This is a genomic window from Stappia taiwanensis (assembly GCF_014635285.1).
Taxonomy (GTDB): Bacteria; Pseudomonadota; Alphaproteobacteria; order Rhizobiales; family Stappiaceae; genus Stappia; species Stappia taiwanensis.
In genome coordinates this window covers 280,045-299,471 of sequence record NZ_BMCR01000001.1, presented here as the reverse complement: position 1 = coordinate 299,471, position 19,427 = coordinate 280,045, and the positions used below count along the sequence as shown (strand labels likewise).

Annotated in this window: 18 protein-coding genes; 8 read left to right on the top strand and 10 right to left on the bottom strand. The window is 64.9% G+C overall.

The genetic code is table 11. The features are described from left to right. The first annotated feature begins 209 nt into the window (after nt 1–209). Nucleotides 210–1,169 (top strand): cation diffusion facilitator family transporter, encoded by a 960-nt coding sequence (locus IEV83_RS01295; RefSeq protein ID WP_181758454.1) that lies wholly within the window; start codon nt 210–212, stop codon nt 1,167–1,169. Between the two features lie 114 nt (nt 1,170–1,283). On the opposite strand, the gene IEV83_RS01290 is transcribed toward IEV83_RS01295, so the two are convergent. After that, complete coding sequence (locus tag IEV83_RS01290; RefSeq protein WP_181758453.1) at nt 1,284–1,811, bottom strand: single-stranded DNA-binding protein; 528 nt, start codon at nt 1,809–1,811, stop codon at nt 1,284–1,286. 539 nt (nt 1,812–2,350) lie between these two features. Here IEV83_RS01290 and uvrA point away from each other — a divergent pair. The 3 genes from uvrA to IEV83_RS01275 all read left to right on the top strand — a co-directional run bounded on the left by uvrA (nt 2,351) and on the right by IEV83_RS01275 (nt 6,069). Then, nucleotides 2,351–5,263 carry an excinuclease ABC subunit UvrA gene (gene uvrA, locus IEV83_RS01285; RefSeq protein ID WP_244628017.1) on the top strand — a complete coding sequence of 971 codons (2,913 nt, stop codon included), beginning with the start codon at nt 2,351–2,353 and terminating at the stop codon, nt 5,261–5,263. Between the two features lie 180 nt (nt 5,264–5,443). Beyond that, nucleotides 5,444–5,593 (top strand): DUF1127 domain-containing protein, encoded by a 150-nt coding sequence (locus IEV83_RS01280; protein WP_181758451.1) that lies wholly within the window; start codon nt 5,444–5,446, stop codon nt 5,591–5,593. 329 nt (nt 5,594–5,922) lie between these two features. Further along, nucleotides 5,923–6,069: a DUF1127 domain-containing protein gene (locus IEV83_RS01275; protein ID WP_181758450.1), complete on the top strand. Its 147-nt coding sequence runs from the start codon at nt 5,923–5,925 to the stop codon at nt 6,067–6,069. 88 nt (nt 6,070–6,157) lie between these two features. On the opposite strand, the gene IEV83_RS01270 is transcribed toward IEV83_RS01275, so the two are convergent. Further along, nucleotides 6,158–6,736 carry a YjaZ family protein gene (locus tag IEV83_RS01270; RefSeq protein ID WP_181758449.1) on the bottom strand — a complete coding sequence of 193 codons (579 nt, stop codon included), beginning with the start codon at nt 6,734–6,736 and terminating at the stop codon, nt 6,158–6,160. A gap of 550 nt (nt 6,737–7,286) precedes the next feature. Next, nucleotides 7,287–7,595 (bottom strand): hypothetical protein, encoded by a 309-nt coding sequence (locus IEV83_RS01265; RefSeq protein ID WP_181758448.1) that lies wholly within the window; start codon nt 7,593–7,595, stop codon nt 7,287–7,289. Nucleotides 7,596–7,796: 201 nt separating this feature from the next. Here IEV83_RS01265 and IEV83_RS01260 point away from each other — a divergent pair, with 201 nt between their 5' ends. Further along, complete coding sequence (locus tag IEV83_RS01260; protein WP_181758447.1) at nt 7,797–9,848, top strand: M3 family metallopeptidase; 2,052 nt, start codon at nt 7,797–7,799, stop codon at nt 9,846–9,848. 40 nt (nt 9,849–9,888) lie between these two features. On the opposite strand, the gene IEV83_RS01255 is transcribed toward IEV83_RS01260, so the two are convergent. The 5 genes from IEV83_RS01255 to IEV83_RS01235 form a co-directional block, all read right to left on the bottom strand. Then, the gene (locus IEV83_RS01255; RefSeq protein ID WP_181758446.1) at nt 9,889–10,446 is read right to left on the bottom strand and encodes a sarcosine oxidase subunit gamma; all 558 of its coding nucleotides are present in this window, start codon (nt 10,444–10,446) and stop codon (nt 9,889–9,891) included. After that, nucleotides 10,439–13,444 carry a sarcosine oxidase subunit alpha family protein gene (locus IEV83_RS01250; RefSeq protein WP_181758445.1) on the bottom strand — a complete coding sequence of 1,002 codons (3,006 nt, stop codon included), beginning with the start codon at nt 13,442–13,444 and terminating at the stop codon, nt 10,439–10,441. The genes IEV83_RS01255 and IEV83_RS01250 overlap by 8 nt, the downstream gene beginning before the upstream one ends. Then, the gene (locus IEV83_RS01245; RefSeq protein WP_181758444.1) at nt 13,441–13,761 is read right to left on the bottom strand and encodes a sarcosine oxidase subunit delta; all 321 of its coding nucleotides are present in this window, start codon (nt 13,759–13,761) and stop codon (nt 13,441–13,443) included. Before IEV83_RS01245 ends, IEV83_RS01250 begins: the two co-directional genes overlap by 4 nt. Nucleotides 13,762–13,770: 9 nt before the next feature. Then, nucleotides 13,771–15,024, bottom strand: a complete 1,254-nt coding sequence (locus IEV83_RS01240; RefSeq protein ID WP_181758443.1) for a sarcosine oxidase subunit beta family protein — start codon at nt 15,022–15,024, stop codon at nt 13,771–13,773. Nucleotides 15,025–15,132: 108 nt separating this feature from the next. After that, complete coding sequence (locus IEV83_RS01235) at nt 15,133–15,546, bottom strand: DUF423 domain-containing protein (protein WP_181758442.1); 414 nt, start codon at nt 15,544–15,546, stop codon at nt 15,133–15,135. A gap of 174 nt (nt 15,547–15,720) precedes the next feature. Here IEV83_RS01235 and IEV83_RS01230 point away from each other — a divergent pair, with 174 nt between their 5' ends. From IEV83_RS01230 to IEV83_RS01220, 3 genes are read left to right on the top strand one after another with little or no spacing between them, the layout of a single operon-like run. Beyond that, on the top strand, nt 15,721–16,428 hold the full coding sequence (locus IEV83_RS01230) for an ABC transporter permease (RefSeq protein ID WP_181758441.1): 708 nt from the start codon (nt 15,721–15,723) through the stop codon (nt 16,426–16,428). After that, on the top strand, nt 16,421–17,185 hold the full coding sequence (locus IEV83_RS01225) for an ABC transporter ATP-binding protein (protein ID WP_181758440.1): 765 nt from the start codon (nt 16,421–16,423) through the stop codon (nt 17,183–17,185). Before IEV83_RS01230 ends, IEV83_RS01225 begins: the two co-directional genes overlap by 8 nt. Nucleotides 17,186–17,215: 30 nt before the next feature. Continuing rightward, nucleotides 17,216–18,058, top strand: a complete 843-nt coding sequence (locus IEV83_RS01220; protein ID WP_181758439.1) for an ABC transporter substrate-binding protein — start codon at nt 17,216–17,218, stop codon at nt 18,056–18,058. A gap of 99 nt (nt 18,059–18,157) precedes the next feature. Here IEV83_RS01220 and IEV83_RS01215 read toward each other — a convergent pair whose 3' ends face one another. Both IEV83_RS01215 and IEV83_RS01210 read right to left on the bottom strand, forming a co-directional pair. Continuing rightward, a complete protein-coding gene (locus IEV83_RS01215; protein ID WP_181758438.1) occupies nt 18,158–19,057 on the bottom strand; it encodes a nitrilase-related carbon-nitrogen hydrolase in 900 nt (299 codons plus the stop codon). A gap of 74 nt (nt 19,058–19,131) precedes the next feature. Next, on the bottom strand, nt 19,132–19,332 hold the full coding sequence (locus tag IEV83_RS01210) for a hypothetical protein (RefSeq protein ID WP_181758437.1): 201 nt from the start codon (nt 19,330–19,332) through the stop codon (nt 19,132–19,134). Nucleotides 19,333–19,427 lie beyond the last annotated feature (95 nt).

Here is a 19,427-nt window from a genome sequence, read left to right as displayed (position 1 = left end):
CGGCATCTTGAGCATTCGGAGCACGTCGCGACATCCATCTTCCTCCCCTTCTCCCACCTTCGCCCGCTTGCGAGAGGTTGCAGAGCCGTCCTCGATTGACTACCCCGAAACAGGACATGCTCTCGAGTCACATCCGCGTCAGCTGTGCCCGGCGCATTCGAGGATTGTCGCCCACGTAAGCCGCCCGACCGGGCAGGAAAGGAAACTCCATGGCAGCGACCGGCTCCAAAAAAGTCATCTACGCCGCGCTTGCCGGCAACGCCCTCATCGCCGTGACCAAGTTCTTCGCCGCAGCCTACACCGGCTCCTCGGCGATGATGTCGGAAGGGATTCACTCGCTGGTGGATACCGGCAACCAGGGACTTCTTTTGCATGGCCTGAAGAAAGCCCGGCAACCCGCTGATGAAAAACATCCTTTTGGATATGGGGCCGAGCTCTACTTTTGGTCCTTCGTGGTCGCCATCCTGATCTTCGCCGTGGGCTCCGGCATTTCGATCTACGAGGGGGTGCAGAAGATCCTGCATCCGCATCCGGTTACCTCGCCAATCGTCGCCTATGTGGTGCTGGGCCTTGCCATCGTGTTCGAGGCGGGCGCCTGGTGGATCGCCTACAAGGAGTTTTCCAAGGTGCGCGGGCGGCAGGGATTGTTGCAGGCGGTGCGCGACAGCAAGGATCCGGCGGTCTTCACCGTTCTGTTCGAGGACACAGCGGCCATGCTCGGCCTGCTGGTTGCCCTTAGCGGCTTGCTGGCGGCGCAATATCTCGGCCTGCCCTGGCTCGATGGCGCCGCCTCGGTTGCCATCGGCGTGATCCTGGCGGCCACAGCCGCATTCCTTGCCTATGAGACCAAGGGCCTGCTGGTGGGCGAATCCGCCGCGCCGGAGGTGGTGGACACCATCCGTGCCGTCGTCGAAGCGACGCCGACCGTGTCGCGCCTTAACGAGATCCGCACCCTGCACCGGGGACCGGAGGACGTGCTGCTCGCTCTCTCCGTCGACTTTCAGGACAATCTCACGGTCGGCAAGGTGGAAGAAGCGATCTATGCGCTGGAAATCGCGATCAAACAGCGCTTTCCCATCGTCCGCCGGGTCTTCATCGAGGTGCAGGCCACCCGCCACCATGAGGAAATGCTGGCAGCGAGCAAGTCGCGGGACACGGACACGCACTAGGGGCACCGATCAACCGTCTTCGACTCGCAACAGACACAAAAAACCCGGCGCAGATCCCTGCGCCGGGTTTTTCATTGTCTGGTTCAGCCTGCCTCTCGAAGACAGGACATTGCCTCAGAACGGAATTTCATCGTCCATGTCGCCGGGACCACCGGGGCCGCCGTAGCCGCCACCGCCACCCTGCTGCGGCGCGTCATAGCCGCCGCCGCGCGAACCGCCGCCAAAGCCGCCGCCCGATGCCGACCCGCCGGACGGGCCGCCAAGCTCACGACCGCCGCCAGCGCCTTCACCGCGGCCATCCAGCATGGTCAGCACGGAGTTGAAGCCCTGGAGCACCACCTCGGTGCTGTAGCGATCCTGGCCGGACTGGTCCTGCCACTTGCGCGTCTGCAACTGGCCTTCCACATAGATCTTGGAGCCCTTGCGCAGGTAATTCTCGGCGACCTTGGCCAGCCCCTCGTTGAAAATCACCACCCGGTGCCATTCGGTCCGCTCGCGCCGCTCGCCGGTGTTGCGGTCACGCCAGTTCTCCGAGGTGGCGATGCGCAGGTTGACGACCGGACGGCCATCCTGCATCCGCCGCACTTCCGGATCGGCGCCGAGATTGCCCACCAGGATGACCTTGTTGACGCTACCCGACATTGTCGCTCTCCTCGTTCGTCTTCATTCAGCGCCCGCCGAATGTCCGGCCGCGTCGGGGGACCATATGGGTTTGGTGCCAGCGATGCCGTGGATTTTTGCCGTTTTTCCACAGTCGGCGCCGAAACGCCCGACCGCGTTCCCCATTCGTTCCACATCCACCGACCGATTTCAAGAGCCTCTCTTGGCGCGCCACGCGGAGCGCGCCTTCCGACCATCGCGAGGGGCAGCGAAGGGCAAAATTCCACCGCCGCACCGCAATGGACTTGCCACCCCGGTAATGTTCTTATTATGTTCATGCAATCGAACTTCCATGCCGAAACGTACAAAACTAGAAACCCTCGCCGGGTCGCGTTCGTCAATCGACGCATCCGCCGTCATAGCGTAGAACGGCGCGGCGGAACGGATCCTCACTCCGGGACCGCATCGCCCGAAATTCCTGAATAACTCCGGCACCGCAACGCCAGGGATTGCAGACACCAATGGCCAAGACCCGCTCGACCCCCCCCCCTTCCGCTCCCCAGTCCGCACCGGACCGGCGCATGATCAGCGTGCGGGGCGCGCGCGAGCATAACCTGAAGAATGTCGACCTCGACCTGCCGCGCGATCAGTTGATCGTGATGACCGGCCTTTCCGGTTCCGGAAAGTCGTCGCTGGCGTTCGACACCATCTACGCCGAAGGACAGCGCCGCTACGTGGAAAGCCTGTCGGCCTATGCCCGCCAGTTCCTGGAGATGATGCAGAAGCCGGATGTCGACCAGATCGACGGCCTGTCGCCGGCCATCTCCATCGAGCAGAAGACGACCTCGCGCAACCCGCGCTCGACGGTCGGCACGGTCACCGAAATCTACGACTACCTGCGCCTGTTGTTCGCGCGCATCGGCGTGCCCTATTCGCCGGCGACCGGTCTGCCGATCGAGAGCCAGACGGTGAGCCAGATGGTCGACCGGGTGCTGGCGCTGGAGGAAGGAACGCGACTTTATCTGCTGGCGCCCGTGGTGCGCGGGCGTAAGGGCGAATACCGCAAGGAACTGGCCGAGCTGATGAAGAAGGGCTTCCAGCGGGTCAAGATCGACGGCGAGTTCCACGAGATTTCCGAAGCCCCGGCGCTCGACAAGAAGCTGAAACACGACATCGACGTGGTGGTCGACCGCATTGTCGTGCGCGGCGACATCTCTGGACGGCTGGCAGATTCGCTGGAAACGGCCCTATCGCTGGCCGATGGCATCGCCATTGCCGAATATGCCGATCGGCCGTTGCCGGCTGCGGACAAGAGCCGCGATGCGGTGCTGCAGAATCGCAACGAAACCCACGAACGCATTGTCTTTTCAGAGAAATTCGCCTGTCCCGTTTCCGGTTTCACCATCTCGGAAATCGAGCCGCGCCTGTTCTCCTTCAACAACCCGTTCGGCGCCTGCCCGGCCTGCGACGGGCTCGGTACCACGCTGGCGTTCGAGCCGGAACTGGTGGTGCCAGACCATAGCTTGTCCTTACGCGGCGGGGCGGTGCTGCCCTGGGCCAAGACCGGCTCGACATCTCCTTACTATGCGCAGACCCTGGAAGCGCTCTGCCGGCACTTCGGCGGCTCGATGACCGCGCCCTGGTCGGACCTGCCGGAGACGCTGCGCAACGCCATCCTGTTCGGCACCCGGCGGGAGAAGATCGAATTCGTCTATGATGACGGGGTGCGCAGCTATCGCACCTCCAAGACCTTCGAGGGTGTCGTCGGCAATATCGAGCGGCGTTGGCGCGAGACCGAATCCGAATGGGTCCGCGAGGAGCTGTCGCGCTACCAGTCCGACCGCCCCTGCCCCACCTGCGGTGGCCACCGGCTGAAACCGGAAGCGCTGGCGGTGAAGATCGCCGATTGCCATATCGGCGACATCGCAAAGCTGTCGATCCGTGAGGCCGGCGACTGGTTCTCCGCGCTGCCGGATCACCTCACCACCAAGCAGAGCGAAATTGCCGTGCGAATCCTGAAGGAAATTCGCGAGCGGCTGAAATTCCTCAATGACGTGGGGCTCGACTATCTGTCGCTGGCGCGCAATTCCGGCACCCTGTCCGGCGGCGAAAGCCAGCGCATCCGGCTGGCGTCGCAGATCGGTTCGGGTCTCACCGGGGTTCTCTACGTGCTCGACGAGCCGTCAATCGGTCTGCATCAGCGCGACAATGCCCGCTTGCTGGAAACGCTCAAGCACCTGCGCGACCTGGGCAACACGGTGATCGTGGTCGAGCATGACGAGGATGCGGTGCTGACCGCCGATTACGTGGTCGATATCGGCCCGGGCGCGGGCGTGCATGGCGGTGAGATCGTCGCCGAAGGGGCCCCGGCGGACATCCTCGCCAACCCGGCGTCGCTGACCGGTCGCTATCTCTCCGGCGACCTGACGATTCCCATGCCGGCCATGCGCCGCGAGATCTCCAAGGCGCGCCGGCTGCATGTGGCGGGCGCGCGCGGCAACAATCTGAAAAACGTGTCCGCCGACATTCCGCTCGGCACCTTCACCTGCATCACCGGCGTGTCTGGCGGCGGCAAGTCGACCTTCCTGATCGACACCCTGTACCGGGCGGCGGCGCGGAGGCTGAACGGCGCCCGCGACAACCCGGCGCCGCACGATCATATCGACGGGCTGGAACTGCTCGACAAGGTGATCGACATCGACCAGTCGCCGATCGGACGCACGCCGCGTTCCAACCCGGCGACCTACACCGGCGCCTTCACACCGATCCGCGAGTGGTTTGCCGGCCTGCCGGAAGCCAAGACCCGCGGCTATGCGCCGGGCCGGTTCTCCTTCAACGTCAAGGGCGGACGCTGCGAGGCCTGCCAGGGCGACGGTGTCATCAAGATCGAGATGCACTTCCTGCCCGACGTCTATGTCACCTGCGATGTCTGCCAGGGAAAGCGGTACAATCGGGAGACGCTTGAAGTTCTGTTCAAGGGCAAATCGATTGCCGATGTGCTCGACATGACAGTTGAGGAAGGTGCCGCGTTCTTTTCCGCCGTGCCGGCCGTGCGCGACAAGCTGGAGACCCTCGCCCGGGTGGGGCTCGGCTATATCAAGGTCGGCCAGCAGGCCACCACCCTGTCCGGCGGCGAAGCGCAGCGCGTCAAGCTGGCCAAGGAGCTGGCCAAGCGCGCCACCGGCCGCACGCTCTATATCCTCGACGAACCGACCACCGGCCTGCACTTCCATGATGTGGCGAAACTGCTGGAGGTGCTGCACGAGCTGGTCGACCAAGGCAACACCGTGCTGGTGATCGAACACAATCTGGAGGTCATCAAGACCGCCGACTGGATTCTCGATCTCGGGCCGGAGGGCGGTGATGGCGGCGGAACGCTGGTTGCCGCCGGTCCTCCGGAAGAAATCGCCGAGGTGCCGGAAAGCTACACCGGGCAGTTCCTGCGCGAGGTACTCGCACGACGACCGATCCGGCGGATGAGTGCCGCCGAATAGGCGGTTTCGGCGCAAAACCGGGCAATTGGGCAGGGGTGTGATGTTGCAATGCACAATCCGCACCCCTGCCATGCACAAATCGCTCTTTTTTTCATCAGCTGGAAAATCTATCTACCGGTCATCGAATTGACGCGGCGCTGACGCGGAACGGCAGCGGCGCAAATCTGGCGAGGCCATCCGATGTTTGAGTCACTTACGCGCAAGTACCGGTCCTGGAAGAGCTACCAGAGCACGGTTTCCGAGCTGTCGCGCTTGACGACGCGCGAACTTGACGACCTTGGCATTGCACGCGGCGACATTCCCTTCATCGCCAAGCGCGTGAGCCGATAAGAGATCACGTTCAAAGGGATAGACCTCCTCCCCTGTCCCTTTAGCGTGCCCGGCGAGGCATCCTCCTCCCAGCCTCGTCCGGAAATAGCGTCGCCCGCCGGTTCTCCTCCCTCCGGCGGGCGATCGCTTTTTTTTGAAAGAGCTTCGCGGCGTGTCCCGCCGCACCGGACGCCCTTGTTTCAGTTCCGCAGCCAACGCGGCCCAGCCATGCTGAAACACCGTCTTCCGAAGGCCGAAAGGCAGCTTATATCCACCCTATCGAGCGATTGTCGCGCCGCAACATCGGCGGGTGTTCGCTCACTGAAACATCAGACCGAAAGAGCGAAACCATGTTCGACACCCTCGTGCGCAAATACAATTCCTGGCAGAAGTACCGGCAGACCTATTACGAGCTGTCGCGGCTCTCCAACCGTGAGCTCAGCGATCTCGGCATCGGCCGTGGCGACATCGACTTCATCGCCCGCACCCATCGCTGATCTCGCCCCGCCGTCAGGCGGGTCCGAACAAAAAAGCGCCGCCCGAAGCCTCGGGGGGCGCTTTTTTCGTTTTCGCATCCACGCCGCGTCAGTCTTCGGGTTCCTCGCCAATCTCTGTCCCCGCGCGGGACCTGCCAAGGATCGCACGCAGGCTCGTTGCCCGACCTGGCTCCTGCTGCGCCTTGGGATAGGCGCTTTCAACGAACAAGCGGAAACTATAGGGGGCAGCATCACATAGGCCCTTGCGCGCCTTCAGTGCGAAATAGGCCGTATAGCAGAGCCCATCCGCATCGCGCCGGCTCGCATCATAGCAGCCATAGTTGCGGTCGCCCCGCGTGGCATAGATCCGCTTGTGCGGCAGATCCCGCATCAGCTCCGGCAGTTCCAACGAGGCCGCATAGCGCGCAGGGTCAAAGGCGCGCGCCCGCCCACGATCCATGATCCGGATCACGCCGTTATGGAGTGCCTCATCATATTTGCTGGTCCAGCAATGACAGGAATAGCGGATCAGAACGCCGATCTCGCCCAAGCCCGCCAACTCATAGGTTTCGACACGTGGCGCCAGATGGGGCACAAGAATCTCGGCCGCATCGACGTCCGGCAGTGGATAACTGGAGCCATCGGCCTGAACGATGAGACCGGCGGAGGTGAGACGGCAGGGCTTCATCTTCTTTTGATATCATGTGTTTGCGCCCGCCAGCCAGCGCAAGCATCAGCGAAGACGGCGCCCGCGTCTGAGCCGAATGGCAAATCACAGCGCGCAAAATTCTTGATAACTGTTATTTTACAAAACCTTACTGCCCATACAGCCACCACCCTCCCGCGCGTTGTTCACGGGGAGGCACGGTTCGAAGACCCGCCAATTTCGCACCGCACACAAACCGGCTTGAAAAATTGTGCAGTGCCCTGCACTGAGTTCAGAGCTGATATGCAACCTCGGCTCTGGCAATCCCGGGCCGACTCCCCCATATGTCTCTCAACGGCGCCGGACACTCCTCCTCCCAACGTCTGGCCCCGTTGTACAACCGGTGCACCTCCTCCCAGCATCGGTTGCCAATAAATGGCGCCCACCGGTTCTCCTCCCTCCGGTGGGCGTTATTTATTTCTGGCCCCAGCTTTCCCCCAATCGCCGACACACGACCTGCAGCCGGCAGATGTCCGCCTGACGCGCGCTCCTTACGGGCTGAACGAGATCGCGGCGTGCTCAGCGCAAGGTTTTACTTTTCGGATTTCGGGGCAAGCGCGTCCAGATAGGCCTTCTGCATCTCGGCAATGCGACCGGCCACCCGCGCATTGGCCACATAGGCGTTTTCCGCCTCGATCATCCCGACCATGGCTGTGGCCATATCCGGCGAAAACCCGGGACGCGGCGCGCCAATGGCGGCCTCCGGTCCGGCGGCAGGAGCCGGCCCCTCACTCTCTGTCCCTGGCCGGACCGTTCCCGCGGAGACGATCTGACGGGCGGCGGTCTCGAATCTGGCACCGGCGCGTTGCAGGCCGGACAAGGAGATGGACAGAGCGGACATGGCGCTCAGTATGATGCGCGCGCCCTTAACGATCAATGACGCGAGGCGGGTCAATTCTCCCGAACCGCCCGCCCACGCTCGTGAAAACCTCTGCGGTCAGGTCCGCAAGGGCTGACAAGAGAGGGCCTTGCGCCCATATAATGGATGTCTCCACATCTGGTGACATCTCCCCTTTTCTTCCCCGCAGACGGAACCCCGTTCATGTCCGACACCACAAATCCGCTTCTTGCCCGCTGGGACACGCCCTTCGGTCTCCCTCCTTTCGGCCAGATCGAGGCGAGCGACTTCGCCCCGGCCTTCGACGCGGCTCTGGCGGAAGCGAAGGCGGATATCGCAGCCATCGCCGAGGGGACGGACGCGCCCGATTTCGCCAACACCGTCGAGGCGCTGGAGCGCGCCGGCGAGCAGCTCACCCGGGTCGCGTCGGTGTTCTTCAATCTCACCGGCGCCCACACCAGCCCCGCCTTGCAGGCCATCGAGCGCGACATGGCGCCCCGCCTTGCCCGGCATCACAGCGAAACCATGCTCAACTCGGCGCTGTTCCAGCGGATCGACCGCCTTTGGCAGCAACGGGAGAGCCTTGGCCTCGATGCGGAGCAGCGCCGGGTTCTAGAGCGCTATCACACTCTGTTTCGCCGCGCCGGGGCCGGGCTCGATGACGCCGGCAAGGCAAGGATGAGCGAAATCACCCAGCGGCTGGCGGTGCTGGGCACGGCGTTCTCCCAGAATGTCCTGCGCGACGAAGCAGAGTATGCCCTGGTCCTTGAAACGGAGGCGGATCTTGCCGGCCTGCCCGACTTTCTGCGGGCGGCAGCGGCCGAAGCGGCGCGCGAACGCGGGCACCCGGGCAAGCATGTGATCACCCTGTCCCGTTCGCTGATCGAGCCGTTCCTGCAATTCTCAGCAAGACGCGACCTGCGCGAGGAGGCCTTTGCCGCCTGGATCCGGCGCGGCGAGATGCCGGGTGAGACCAACAACCGGGAGATCATCGCCGAAACTCTGAAGCTCCGTGCTGAACGCGCCCGGCTCCTCGGGTTCGACGATTTCGCCAGCTTCAAGCTCGATGACACCATGGCCGGATCGCCGACGGCAGTGCGGGAACTGCTGGAGGCGGTCTGGGGCCCGGCACGGGCACAGGCTGGCGCGGAAGCCGCAGCGCTGCAGGAAATCGCGGCGGCTGAGGGCGACAATCTTGAAATCGCCCCCTGGGACTGGCGCTACTACTCGGAAAAGCTCCGCCAGCGCGACTACGCGCTCGATGATGCGGAGCTGAAGCCGTATTTCCAGCTTGACCGGATGATCGAGGCCGCCTTCCACACCGCCAACCGGCTGTTCGGCCTTACCTTCCAGGAGGTCGAAGGGCTCGATCTGTATCACCCCGATGTCCGTGCCTTCGAGGTGAAGGATCGGGGCGGCCAGCATCTCGGCCTGTTCCTTGGCGACTATTTCAATCGGGCCTCCAAGCGCAGCGGCGCCTGGATGAGTGCCTTCCGGCGCCAGCAGAAGCTCGATGGCGACATTCGCCCGATCATCGTCAACGTGATGAATTTCGCCAAGGCGGCCCCCGGCGAGCCGACGCTGCTCACCTTCGACGATGCCCGCACCCTGTTTCACGAATTCGGTCATGCCCTGCATGGGCTGATGTCGAATGTCACCTATCCGCTGATCTCCGGCACCTCCGTTGCCCGTGACTTTGTCGAGCTGCCGTCGCAACTGTTCGAGCACTGGCTGAGCGAGCCGGAAATCCTGTCGCAATTCGCCATCAGCGCCCATGACGGCCAGCCCATGCCCCAGGATCTGCTCGACCGCCTGCACGCGGCCCGCAACTTCAACCAGGGGTTCTCCACCGTCGAATACCTCGCTTCGGCGATCTTCGATCTCGATGTGCATGACGGCCAGCCGGCGGACGGTGCGGACGTCGCCGCGCTGGAGGCAGCCACCCTGTCGCGCATCGACATGCCGCGCGAGATCGTCATGCGGCATCGGCCGACCCATTTCGCCCATGTGTTTTCCGGCGATGGCTATTCGGCCGGGTACTACAGCTACATGTGGTCGGAGGTGATGGACGCGGACGCCTTCACCGCCTTTGAGGAAACCGGCGATGCGTTCCATGCGGACACCGCCGAGCGGCTCGGCAAGTGGATCTATTCCGCCGGCGGCAGCCAGGACCCGAAGGACGCCTACATCGCCTTCCGAGGCGCGTTGCCGTCGGTCGATGGGCTGCTGAAGAAGCGCGGCCTGATCGCCGACTGACCACGAACACCGGAAAACGGAGCGCGGACGGCCAACGATCTCAAAGCCCCCGCGCTCCCTCCACGAGCAATCCCTCAATGTAGGGGGCAAAGCTGCGCCAGCATTCCACGGCGAAGGCCTCGTCCCCGAGCCGCCAGAGGATAATTTCCGCCTTGGCGAACAAGGTCCGGGTCGCCATCCCCACGGGAAAGGCCGCCGGGTCCAGGTCAAGAAACACCTGGGTGTTGAGCAGACGCTCCGCGCCTTCGCCTTCCACCAAAAGCGCGACATTGCGCTCCGACACATCAACGAGCGCATGGGGCGCATCGGCAAGCGCCGTGGCCATGCCGACTGCGATTGCCGCCGCAGTCTCATCAGCGGCCAACAGCAGCCATTCATCCGGGCCGAGCCAGAGCGCGGCGCGGGCGGAGACCCGGTTGGCGGCAAGCGGGGTCATCGGCAGGGACGCGCCGAAGGCAGCGCCGGCCTTGCCGGCAGCCGCCGGATCACCGCGAAAGGCGAAGCGCGCAAGCGGCCGGGTCCGGGAGACCCGCAGCCCCGGGGCGGCAAGCACCGCTTCGGTGTCACCAGCGGCGGAATAAAGGGGTGCCTCAGACATTGAGCCGCGCTCCTTCGGGATCGACGAACACCGGTGGGACCACCTCGACGGTAATCGCGCCTTCCGGCATCGGCACATGCAGGGTTTCGCCCATCCGGGCCCGGCCATCGGCGATCATCGCCAGGGCAATCGGCCGGCCGGCGGCGGGTGAAACATAGGACGAGGTCACATGACCAAGAGCGGGGGTCTTCAGCGCGGGCACCGCCTCGCGGGTGATCTGCGCCCCCTCCTCCAACAGCGTCGTGCCGTCCCTGGTCAAAAGGCCGACCAGTTGCTTGCGCCCCTCGGCCACCAGATCCGGCCGGGCCAGCGAACGCATGCCGACGAAGTCGCGCTTCTTCTTGCCGATGGCCCAGCTCATGCCGACATCGTCCGGGGTGACGGTACCATCGGTCTCCTGACCGACGATGATGTAGCCCTTTTCCGCCCGCAGCACGTGCATGGTCTCGGTACCATAGGCGCAACCGCCAAGCTTCTCGACATTGGCCCAGACCGCCTCCCAAACCTCGCGGGCGCGCGAGGGCGGCACGTTGAGTTCATATCCGGCCTCGCCGGTGAAGCTCATGCGGAACAGCCGGCAGGGAATGCCGCCCATCACATGCCCTTCGCGCATGGACATATGCGGCAGCGCCTCGGTCGCAAGGTCGATATCGTCAATGATCGGCGCGATCGCCTCCCGCGCCTTCGGCCCCTGCACCGCGATCACCGCCCATTGTTCGGTGGTGGAGGTCAGCCAGACCTTGAGATCCGGCCATTCGGTCTGGAGGTAGTCCTCCATATGGGCCAGGACGCGCGGCGCACCGCCGGTGGTGGTGGTCACATGGAAGCGGTCCTCGGCCAGCCGGCCGACGACACCGTCATCCATGATGAACCCGGCCTCGTTCAGCATCAGCCCGTAGCGCAGGCGGCCTGGCCCGAGCTTCAGCCACGGGTTGGTGTAGATCCGGTTGAGAAATTCCGCCGCATCCGGTCCGACAACCTCGATCTTGCCCAGGGTGGAGGCATCGAACAGGCCGACGCTTTCTCGTACCGTGCGGCATTCCCGCTCCACCGCGCGGTGCATGTCCTCACCGCCGCGCGGGAAGTACCAGGCCCGCTTCCACAGGCCGACATCCTCGAAGGCCGCCCCCTGCCCGGCCGCCCAGTCGTGGATCGGCGTCTTGCGGACCGGGTCGAACAGATCCCCGCGCGAGGTGGTGGCAAGCGTTCCGAAACTGACCGGCGTATAGGGCTGGCGGAAGGTGGTCAGCCCCACCTCCGGCACCGGCCGGTCCAGCGCCGTGGAGGCAATCGACAGGGCATTCATGTTCGACAGGCGCCCCTGATCGGTCGCCATGCCGGTGGTGGTGTAGCGCTTGATATGCTCGATGGAGTGCATGCCCTCGCGCACCGCCAGCTTGACGTCCTTGGCGGTGACGTCGTTCTGGTAGTCGACAAAGGCGCGCACCCTGGCCGCATCCCGGTCATGCGGCAGCGCGCCCAGCACCCAGCCAATGCCGGCTTCGCCGCCCTCGGCCAAGATCTCACGCGGCGCATGCGCCTTGCCGGTGGCCTCTCGGGCTGCCTCCGCGCCGGCGCGGGCGCCATCGGCAAGCACCGCCGCAAGCCCGTCGACCCCGGCACAGCTCCCGGCAGAGCGCTCCGCCTGCACGGCATCTCCGGGCAGATAAGCGCCGCGTTCCTCGTCCCAGACGAGCTTTCCACGCGACTGGGAATGCAGGCTGACATTCGGGGTCCAGCCGCCAGACATCAGCAGACAATCGGCATTCACGGTGCCGGCCGCTGTGACGCTGCCCGCCCGCAACCGACCCAGCAGAACACCGCGCACGCGTTTGCGGCCAAGCACCCCGGTGACGACGCAGGAGGTCTCGACGCGGATGCCGGCCGCCCGGGCCTCGGCGACAAGCGCCTCATCTGGCCGCTCCCGCAGGTCGGCAATGACCGCGATGGAACCGCCCGCCGCATGGATGTCGAGCGCGGCGCGATAGGCGGTGTCGCAAGCAGTGGCGACCGCGATGGATCTGCCCGGCAACACCCCATAGCGGTTGGCATAGATACGCCCCGCCTCGGCCAGCATCACACCCGGACGGTCGTTTTCCGGAAACACCAGCGGGCGCTCAATCGAACCGGCCGCAATCACCACCTGACGGGCACGAACCTGCCACAGCCGCTCGCGCGGCAAATCCGGGTCCGGCACGGCAAGATGGTCGGTGACCCGTTCGCCGAGCGCGATGTAGTTGTGATTGAAATAGCCGAAGGCGGTGGTGCGCGGCAGCAGGGTGACGCGCGGATTGGCGGCGAGCTCCGCCAGCGCCGCTTCCAGCCAGCGGTCAGCCGGCTGGCCCTCCACCGTGGCGCCGGTTTCATGCAGCAGCGCCCCGCCCATTTCCGCCTGCTCATCGGCCAGGATCACCCGCGCCCCCGCCTCGGCGGCGGACAGGGCAGCGGCGATGCCCGCCGGACCGGCACCGGCGATCAGCACATCGCAGTGGACATAGCGGTTGGCATAGCGGTCGCGATCCGGCGCGGTCGGCGCCGTGCCGAGACCGGCGGCGGCCCGGATGAACGGCTCGTAGACCCGATTCCAGAAGCTCTTCGGCCACATGAAGGTCTTGTAGTAGAACCCGGCGACGAACAGCGGTGACATCAGATCGTTGACCGCGCCGATGTCGAACCCGAGCGAGGGAAAGCGGTTCTGGCTGCGGGCGGACAGCCCCTCATGGAGCTCCACCTGGGTGGCGCGCAGGTTTGGTGTGCCGGAGCCCGGCGACCGGGTGACGCCGACAAGGGCGTTCGGCTCCTCCGAGCCGGCGGTGAGGATACCGCGCGGCCGGTGATACTTAAACGACCGGCCGACCAGGTGCTCGTCATTGGCCAGAAGGGCGGAGGCGAGCGTATCGCCGGCAAAACCGGTCAGCTCCCGGCCATCGAAGGTGAAACGCACCGGCTGCGACCGGTCGATACGGCCGCCGGAGCGGGTGCGGCGGATCTGGGTCACCGGCCGGTCTCCTTGTTCGGGGCAGTTGGCTCCGGCGCCTCGATATCGGGGCGCGGCTCGCCGGCCTTGTAGACGGCGAGGAAGCGGTCGCTGACCGTATCGCGCAGGGCATTGAAGAACCGACCGCAGCCATGCACATGGCGCCAGCGTTCGGCCATCACGCCCTTCGGGTTGCTGCGCATGTAGAGAAAATCGGCCCATTGCTCGTCGGTCAGCTCCGACGGGCTCTCGGGGCGGGCGATATGCGCCTCGCCGCCATAGCGAAATTCGAGCTCGGGGCGCTCCACCGCGCAATAGGGACACTGGATCAGCAGCATGAACCTACCTCAATGGGCGACGGCGGCGGCCGCCGCCTCGTCGATGAGCCGGCCGGTGCGGAACCGGTCGAGGGTGAAGGGCGCATTGATCGGGTGCGGGTCGTCGCGGGCGATGGTGTGGGCGAAGACATGCCCCGAACCGGGGGTCGCCTTGAAGCCGCCGGTACCCCAGCCGCAATTGACAAAGAGCCCCGGCACCGGCGTCTTGCCGATGATCGGCGAGCGGTCCGGGGTCACGTCGACGATCCCGCCCCAGTTGCGCAGCATCCGCATGCGGCGGAACATCGGGAACAGCTCGCAGATGGCATCGACCGTGTGGGTGGTGATCTGCAATCCGCCGGTCTGGCTGTAGGAGACATACTGGTCGGTGCCCGCGCCGATCACCAACTCGCCCTTGTCCGACTGCGAGACATAGGCGTGCACGGTGTTGGACATCACCACGCAAGGAAAGCATGGCTTCACCGGCTCGGAGACCAGCGCCTGCAACGGGTTCGATTCCAGCGGCATGCGCACGCCGGCCATGTCCATCACCGTGCTGGTGTGACCGGCGGCGACGACGCCCACCTTCTTCGCGCCGATGAAGCCGCGCGAGGTCTCGACCCCGGCAACCGATCCATCGGCATTCCGGCGAATGCCGGTGACCGCGCAGTTCTGGATGATATCGACGCCGTATTGGTCCGCGCCGCGCGCATAGCCCCAGGCCACCGCATCATGGCGGGCGACCCCGCCTTTGCGCTGCAAGGCGGCGCCGAGCACCGGATAGCGGATGTTCTTCCCGATATTCAGCGGCGGGCAAAAAGCCTTCGCCTCTTCAGCACTCAGCCATTCGTTCTGCACCCCGGCGAGCCGATTGGCGTGCACATGGCGCTTGAACACCTGAATGTCATGCACCGTATGCGCCAGCATCATCACGCCACGCGCCGAATACATCACGTTGTAGTTCAGCTCCTGCGACAGGTCCTGCCACAGGTCCATGGCATGGTCGTAGAGCGCTTCGCTCTCCTCCCAAAGGTAGTTCGAGCGGACGATGGTGGTGTTGCGCCCGGTGTTGCCGCCGCCGAGCCAACCCTTTTCCAGCACGGCGACGTTGGTCACGCCGTGCTCCTTGGCCAGGTAATAGGCAGTCGCCAGCCCATGGCCGCCCGCACCGATGATGATCACGTCATAGGCGGGTTTCGGCTCGGGCTTGCGCCACTGATCGCCCCAGTCCTGATGGGCGTTCAGCGCCTTGCGCGCCAGCTCCCAGAAGGAGAAACGGGTCATGCGAACCTCGGCTTCCTGTCGCGATCGCGAAACGGCGCGACCATCCATGGCATTGTTGTGCCGCCGTTTCCCGCGCGCGGCTTGTACAAATCCGACATGCTGTCGCGCCTAAGCGCCACGCTCGGTTTCGCCGGAGCGCAGCAGCGCGGCCCCTGTGAGGATCACACCAACCCAGGCAGCGATCAACAGGCTGCCGCCAAGCGGCGCGGCGAAGGGAAACAACCGCGCGCCGCCATAGGCACGAAACAGCAGATCTCCGCAAAAAAGCGCCAACCCGGCCACAAGCACAACAAGCGCTCCGGTGCCCATCGCCAGAACGGCGGCGGACACACCGCGTCCGCGCCAGAGAAAGAGCAGGGACAAGCTGAGAAACAGCGGCGCGTGGAACAGCAACATCTGTGCCGCCGGGCGCAACAGCTCGGTTGCCGCCGAATGGGTGGCCGCCGCCGACAGCGCCACGCCCCCCGCTCCGACGAGCCCGCCAAGGATGAACCCCACACCTGAACGCCGCTTGATCGTCATGACTTTCCTTGAGTTTTCTGCTGTCGCGGCCAAGCCGCATCGACCTGCCGCCCCGTTTGGCCATTGTTATAGCGCAAACGCGGCGCGGATGGCTCGCGAGAGAACCCACTTTACAAGCGCATAAGCTGCGTTAGGTTACGTATGGGCATTCATTTTCGGAAATCGCGCGGGATTATGCAGGATTTCGCACACTCCTTCTCCCTGGCCTTTCAGTTGCTGTGGCGGTTTGACCCAGCGCTGGGTGAAATCGTGTTCCTGTCGTTGCGCGTCACCTTTGCCGCGGTTCTGATCGCATGTGTCATCGGCCTGCCAATCGGCGCCGCGCTGGCGATCCTGCGCTTTCCCGGACGCGGGCTGTTCGTCGTTCTTTTCAACACGTTGATGGGCCTGCCGCCGGTGGTGGTCGGCCTCTTGGTCTACATGCTCTTGTCGAATGCCGGACCGCTTGGCGTTCTCCAGCTGCTTTACACCCCCGGGGCGATGATCATCGCCCAGGCCGTTCTGGTCACCCCGATCATCGTCGCCCTGACCCAGCAGGTCCTGAGCGATCTCAACGCCGAATACGCCGACACCTTCCGCTCCATGGTGGTTCCCTGGCACAAGGCCGCAGTGACGCTGCTGTGGGATGCCCGCTATGCGCTGCTGACCGTGGTGCTTGCCGGCTTCGGCCGGGCCATTGCCGAGGTTGGCGCCGTCATCATTGTCGGCGGCAACATCAACCACGTCACCCGCGTCATGACCACGGCCATCGCTCTTGAGACATCGAAGGGCGATCTGGCGTTGGCGCTGGCACTGGGCCTTGTGCTCCTGATGATCGCGCTGGCGGTCAACGCCGCCGTGATGGCCGTCAGGGCGAGCGCGCGGAGGATGGCCTATGCCTGACCCCCGCGTCCTGCCCTTCCCCACAAGCCCGGGCGAAGCGCGCCCCGCCGCCCGGCTGCCGCTGACCGTTCGCGGGCTCGGCTTCGTCGCCGATGGCACCCGGATCCTCGACGGCATCGATCTCGACCTGACGGACAACCGGCTGACGGTGATCATGGGCCCCAACGGCGCCGGCAAGAGCGTACTCCTGAAGCTGCTGCACGGGCTCCTGCCCCCCTCGGCGGGACGGATCCTTTGGGGTGGGCGGGAGCTCGACCGGCACACGCGCCAGCGTCAGGCCATGGTGTTCCAGAAACCGGTGCTGTTCAGACGTTCGGTACGTGCCAATCTTCAATTCGCGGTCAACTTGAAGAAATCGCCTGAAGCAACTGATCTTCTATCCATTCTCATGGACGACCTTCATCTCAATGACCTGGCCGACCGGCCAGCGCGCCTGCTGTCAGGCGGTGAACAGCAGCGGCTGGCCTTGGCGCGCGCTCTGCTGCTCACTCCGGATATCCTGTTCCTTGATGAACCTTGCGCCAATCTCGACCCTGCCTCGGTGCTGCTGATCGAGGAGACCCTGCACAAGGCGCGGGCCGGCGGCACCAAGGTCCTGCTCGTCACCCACGATCTGCATCAGGCCCGCAGGCTTGCCGAAGACGTGGTCTTCCTGCATCGCGGCCGGCTGACCGAGCACAGCGACGCAGACAGCTATTTCGACGCACCGGCCTCCCCCGAGGCCCGGGCCTATCTCGCCGGCCAGATCCTGCTGTGAACTTTCCGCCAAAACCCGAAGGGAGACCCCATGCTCACACGTTTCTTCTCCGCATCCGCCGCCGCAGTTCTCGCGCTGGGCGTTGTCGCCACGGCGCCGGCTCTTGCCGACGATGATCGTTTCATCATCGTCCAGTCGACCACCTCGACGCAGAACTCCGGTTTGCTCGATGCCATCCTGCCGCAGTTCAAGGACAAGAGCGGCATCGAAGTCCGTGTCGTCGCCGTCGGCACCGGGCAGGCCCTGAAGAATGCCCGCAATGGCGATGGCGACGTGCTTCTGGTCCACGCCAAGCCGGCGGAGGAAAAATTCGTCGCGGACGGCTTCGGCGTGAAGCGGTCCGACGTGATGTACAACGATTTCGTGATCATCGGACCGAAGAGCGACCCCGCCGGTATCAAGGGCCTGTCGGACGCACCGCTCGCGCTGCGCAAGATCGCGGACAGCAAGGCGCCCTTCGCCTCGCGCGGTGATGATTCCGGCACCCACAAGAAGGAGCGCGCGCTCTGGAAGATGGCCGAGGTCGACATCGGCGAGGCATCGGGCAGCTGGTACCGGGAAACCGGCTCGGGCATGGGCGCGACGCTGAACGCCGCCGCCGGTATGGGCGCCTACACCATGTCGGACCGGGCCACCTGGATCGCCTTCAAGAACAAGGGCGAGCTGGCAATCCTGACCGAGGGCGACGACCGGCTGTTCAACCAGTATGGCGTCATTCTGGTCAATCCGGAAAAGCACGCCGCGGTGAAGAAGGACGACGGCCAGGCCTTCATCGACTGGCTGATCGGCGCGGAAGGCCAGAAGGCGATTGCCGCCTACCAGGTCGATGGCCAGCAGTTGTTCTTCCCGAACGCGACCAAGGAAACCAACTGATCCGCTGAAGACAAATACCGGCCGCCCCCGCCTGCCTGGCGGGGGCGACTATCTTATCTGAACATTATGATTGCCGGCAGCTCCGCTGCCCGTCTCGCTTCAAGCCTTGCGCAGCGCCACGCCATCGGCGCGCCAGTTGCCCGGCCAGACCTCGGCCCCGCCGGCACGCAGCGCCCGGATCTCACCGATCGGCACATCCACCACCAGAAACGGCTCTTCCCCGCCCTTGCCGTCCACCGGCGGCAGCGCCGCACCGATGCCGTCATAGCCAAGCCCCGGCTCGCAAGGCAGATAGAGCGCAGCGCCGGAGACGGTTTCCTCGTTCTGCGTGGTGCCCGGCGTGCTGCCGACCGTGCCGCAGACCGCCACCGCGCCCATCAGTTCCACCGCCCGTGCCTTGGCGCAGCCGAACACCCGGCTATACCCGGCAAGGCTCGAGGTCATCGACGGCACCAGCAGCAATTCGGGTGCCTCGGCGGCCATCAGGCAGGACAGAGCCGGCATCTCCACATCGAGGCAGATCAGCATCGCCATGCGGATGCCGTCCAGCTCGAACAGCGTCACCGCATCGCCTGGGTAAAGGTCCCAGGTGTCCCGGTCCTGCTCATCCGGGGTGAGCGCCAGCTTGTCGTGATGAATGGTCCGGCCGTCATGCAGGAAAGCCGTTGCCCGGTTGGTGAACCGCCCCTCGCCGGCCGCATGAGGCATCGACCCAGCCACCAGCGAAACCCCAGTGCGGGTGACAAGTTCGCGAAGCTGGGGAAGGATCCGGTCCGCCTCCCCCGCCATCCAGGCGATTTCGCCATCGGGGGACAGCCCTTCCGGGCGCCAGGCGAGGAAACACTCGCTGATGTATTCCGGCAGCACGAGCAGACGGGCGCCCGCCTCCCGTGCCCGGCCCATATGGCGGGCAATGGCCGCGACAAAGTCACCGGCGGTTTTCCCGCCCTGACCAAGGTTCAGCGCGCATAGCGCGATAGAATAGGAATTGGTGCTCATGGGCGGCGATGCTGCCGCCAGTGCCAAGGAAATTCAACCGCAAAATCAGCGGCTCCCACGCCTTCCGCGCAGGCTCACCCTTGCGCGAAGAGCACCTTCGCGGCCATCAACAAGCTGGCGAGAATGAGGCCATGGCGCAAGGGCGCGGCCACCTCGGCGGCATCGACGCAGCGCACGTCGGGCCCGGCCTGCACGCGCCGCAGCGCCACATGCGCCCTGTCCGCCGCCTGGTCGACGTCGCTCATCAACCGGCGCAGCTGTGCCCGAGGTGTCATTCGTTCAATCCCGTCATCATCATCCTCCCCCAAGATAGGAGCAACGGGATTACATCTTGGTTAATTAAGGGAAATTTTTGCCTAGTTCACGGCCT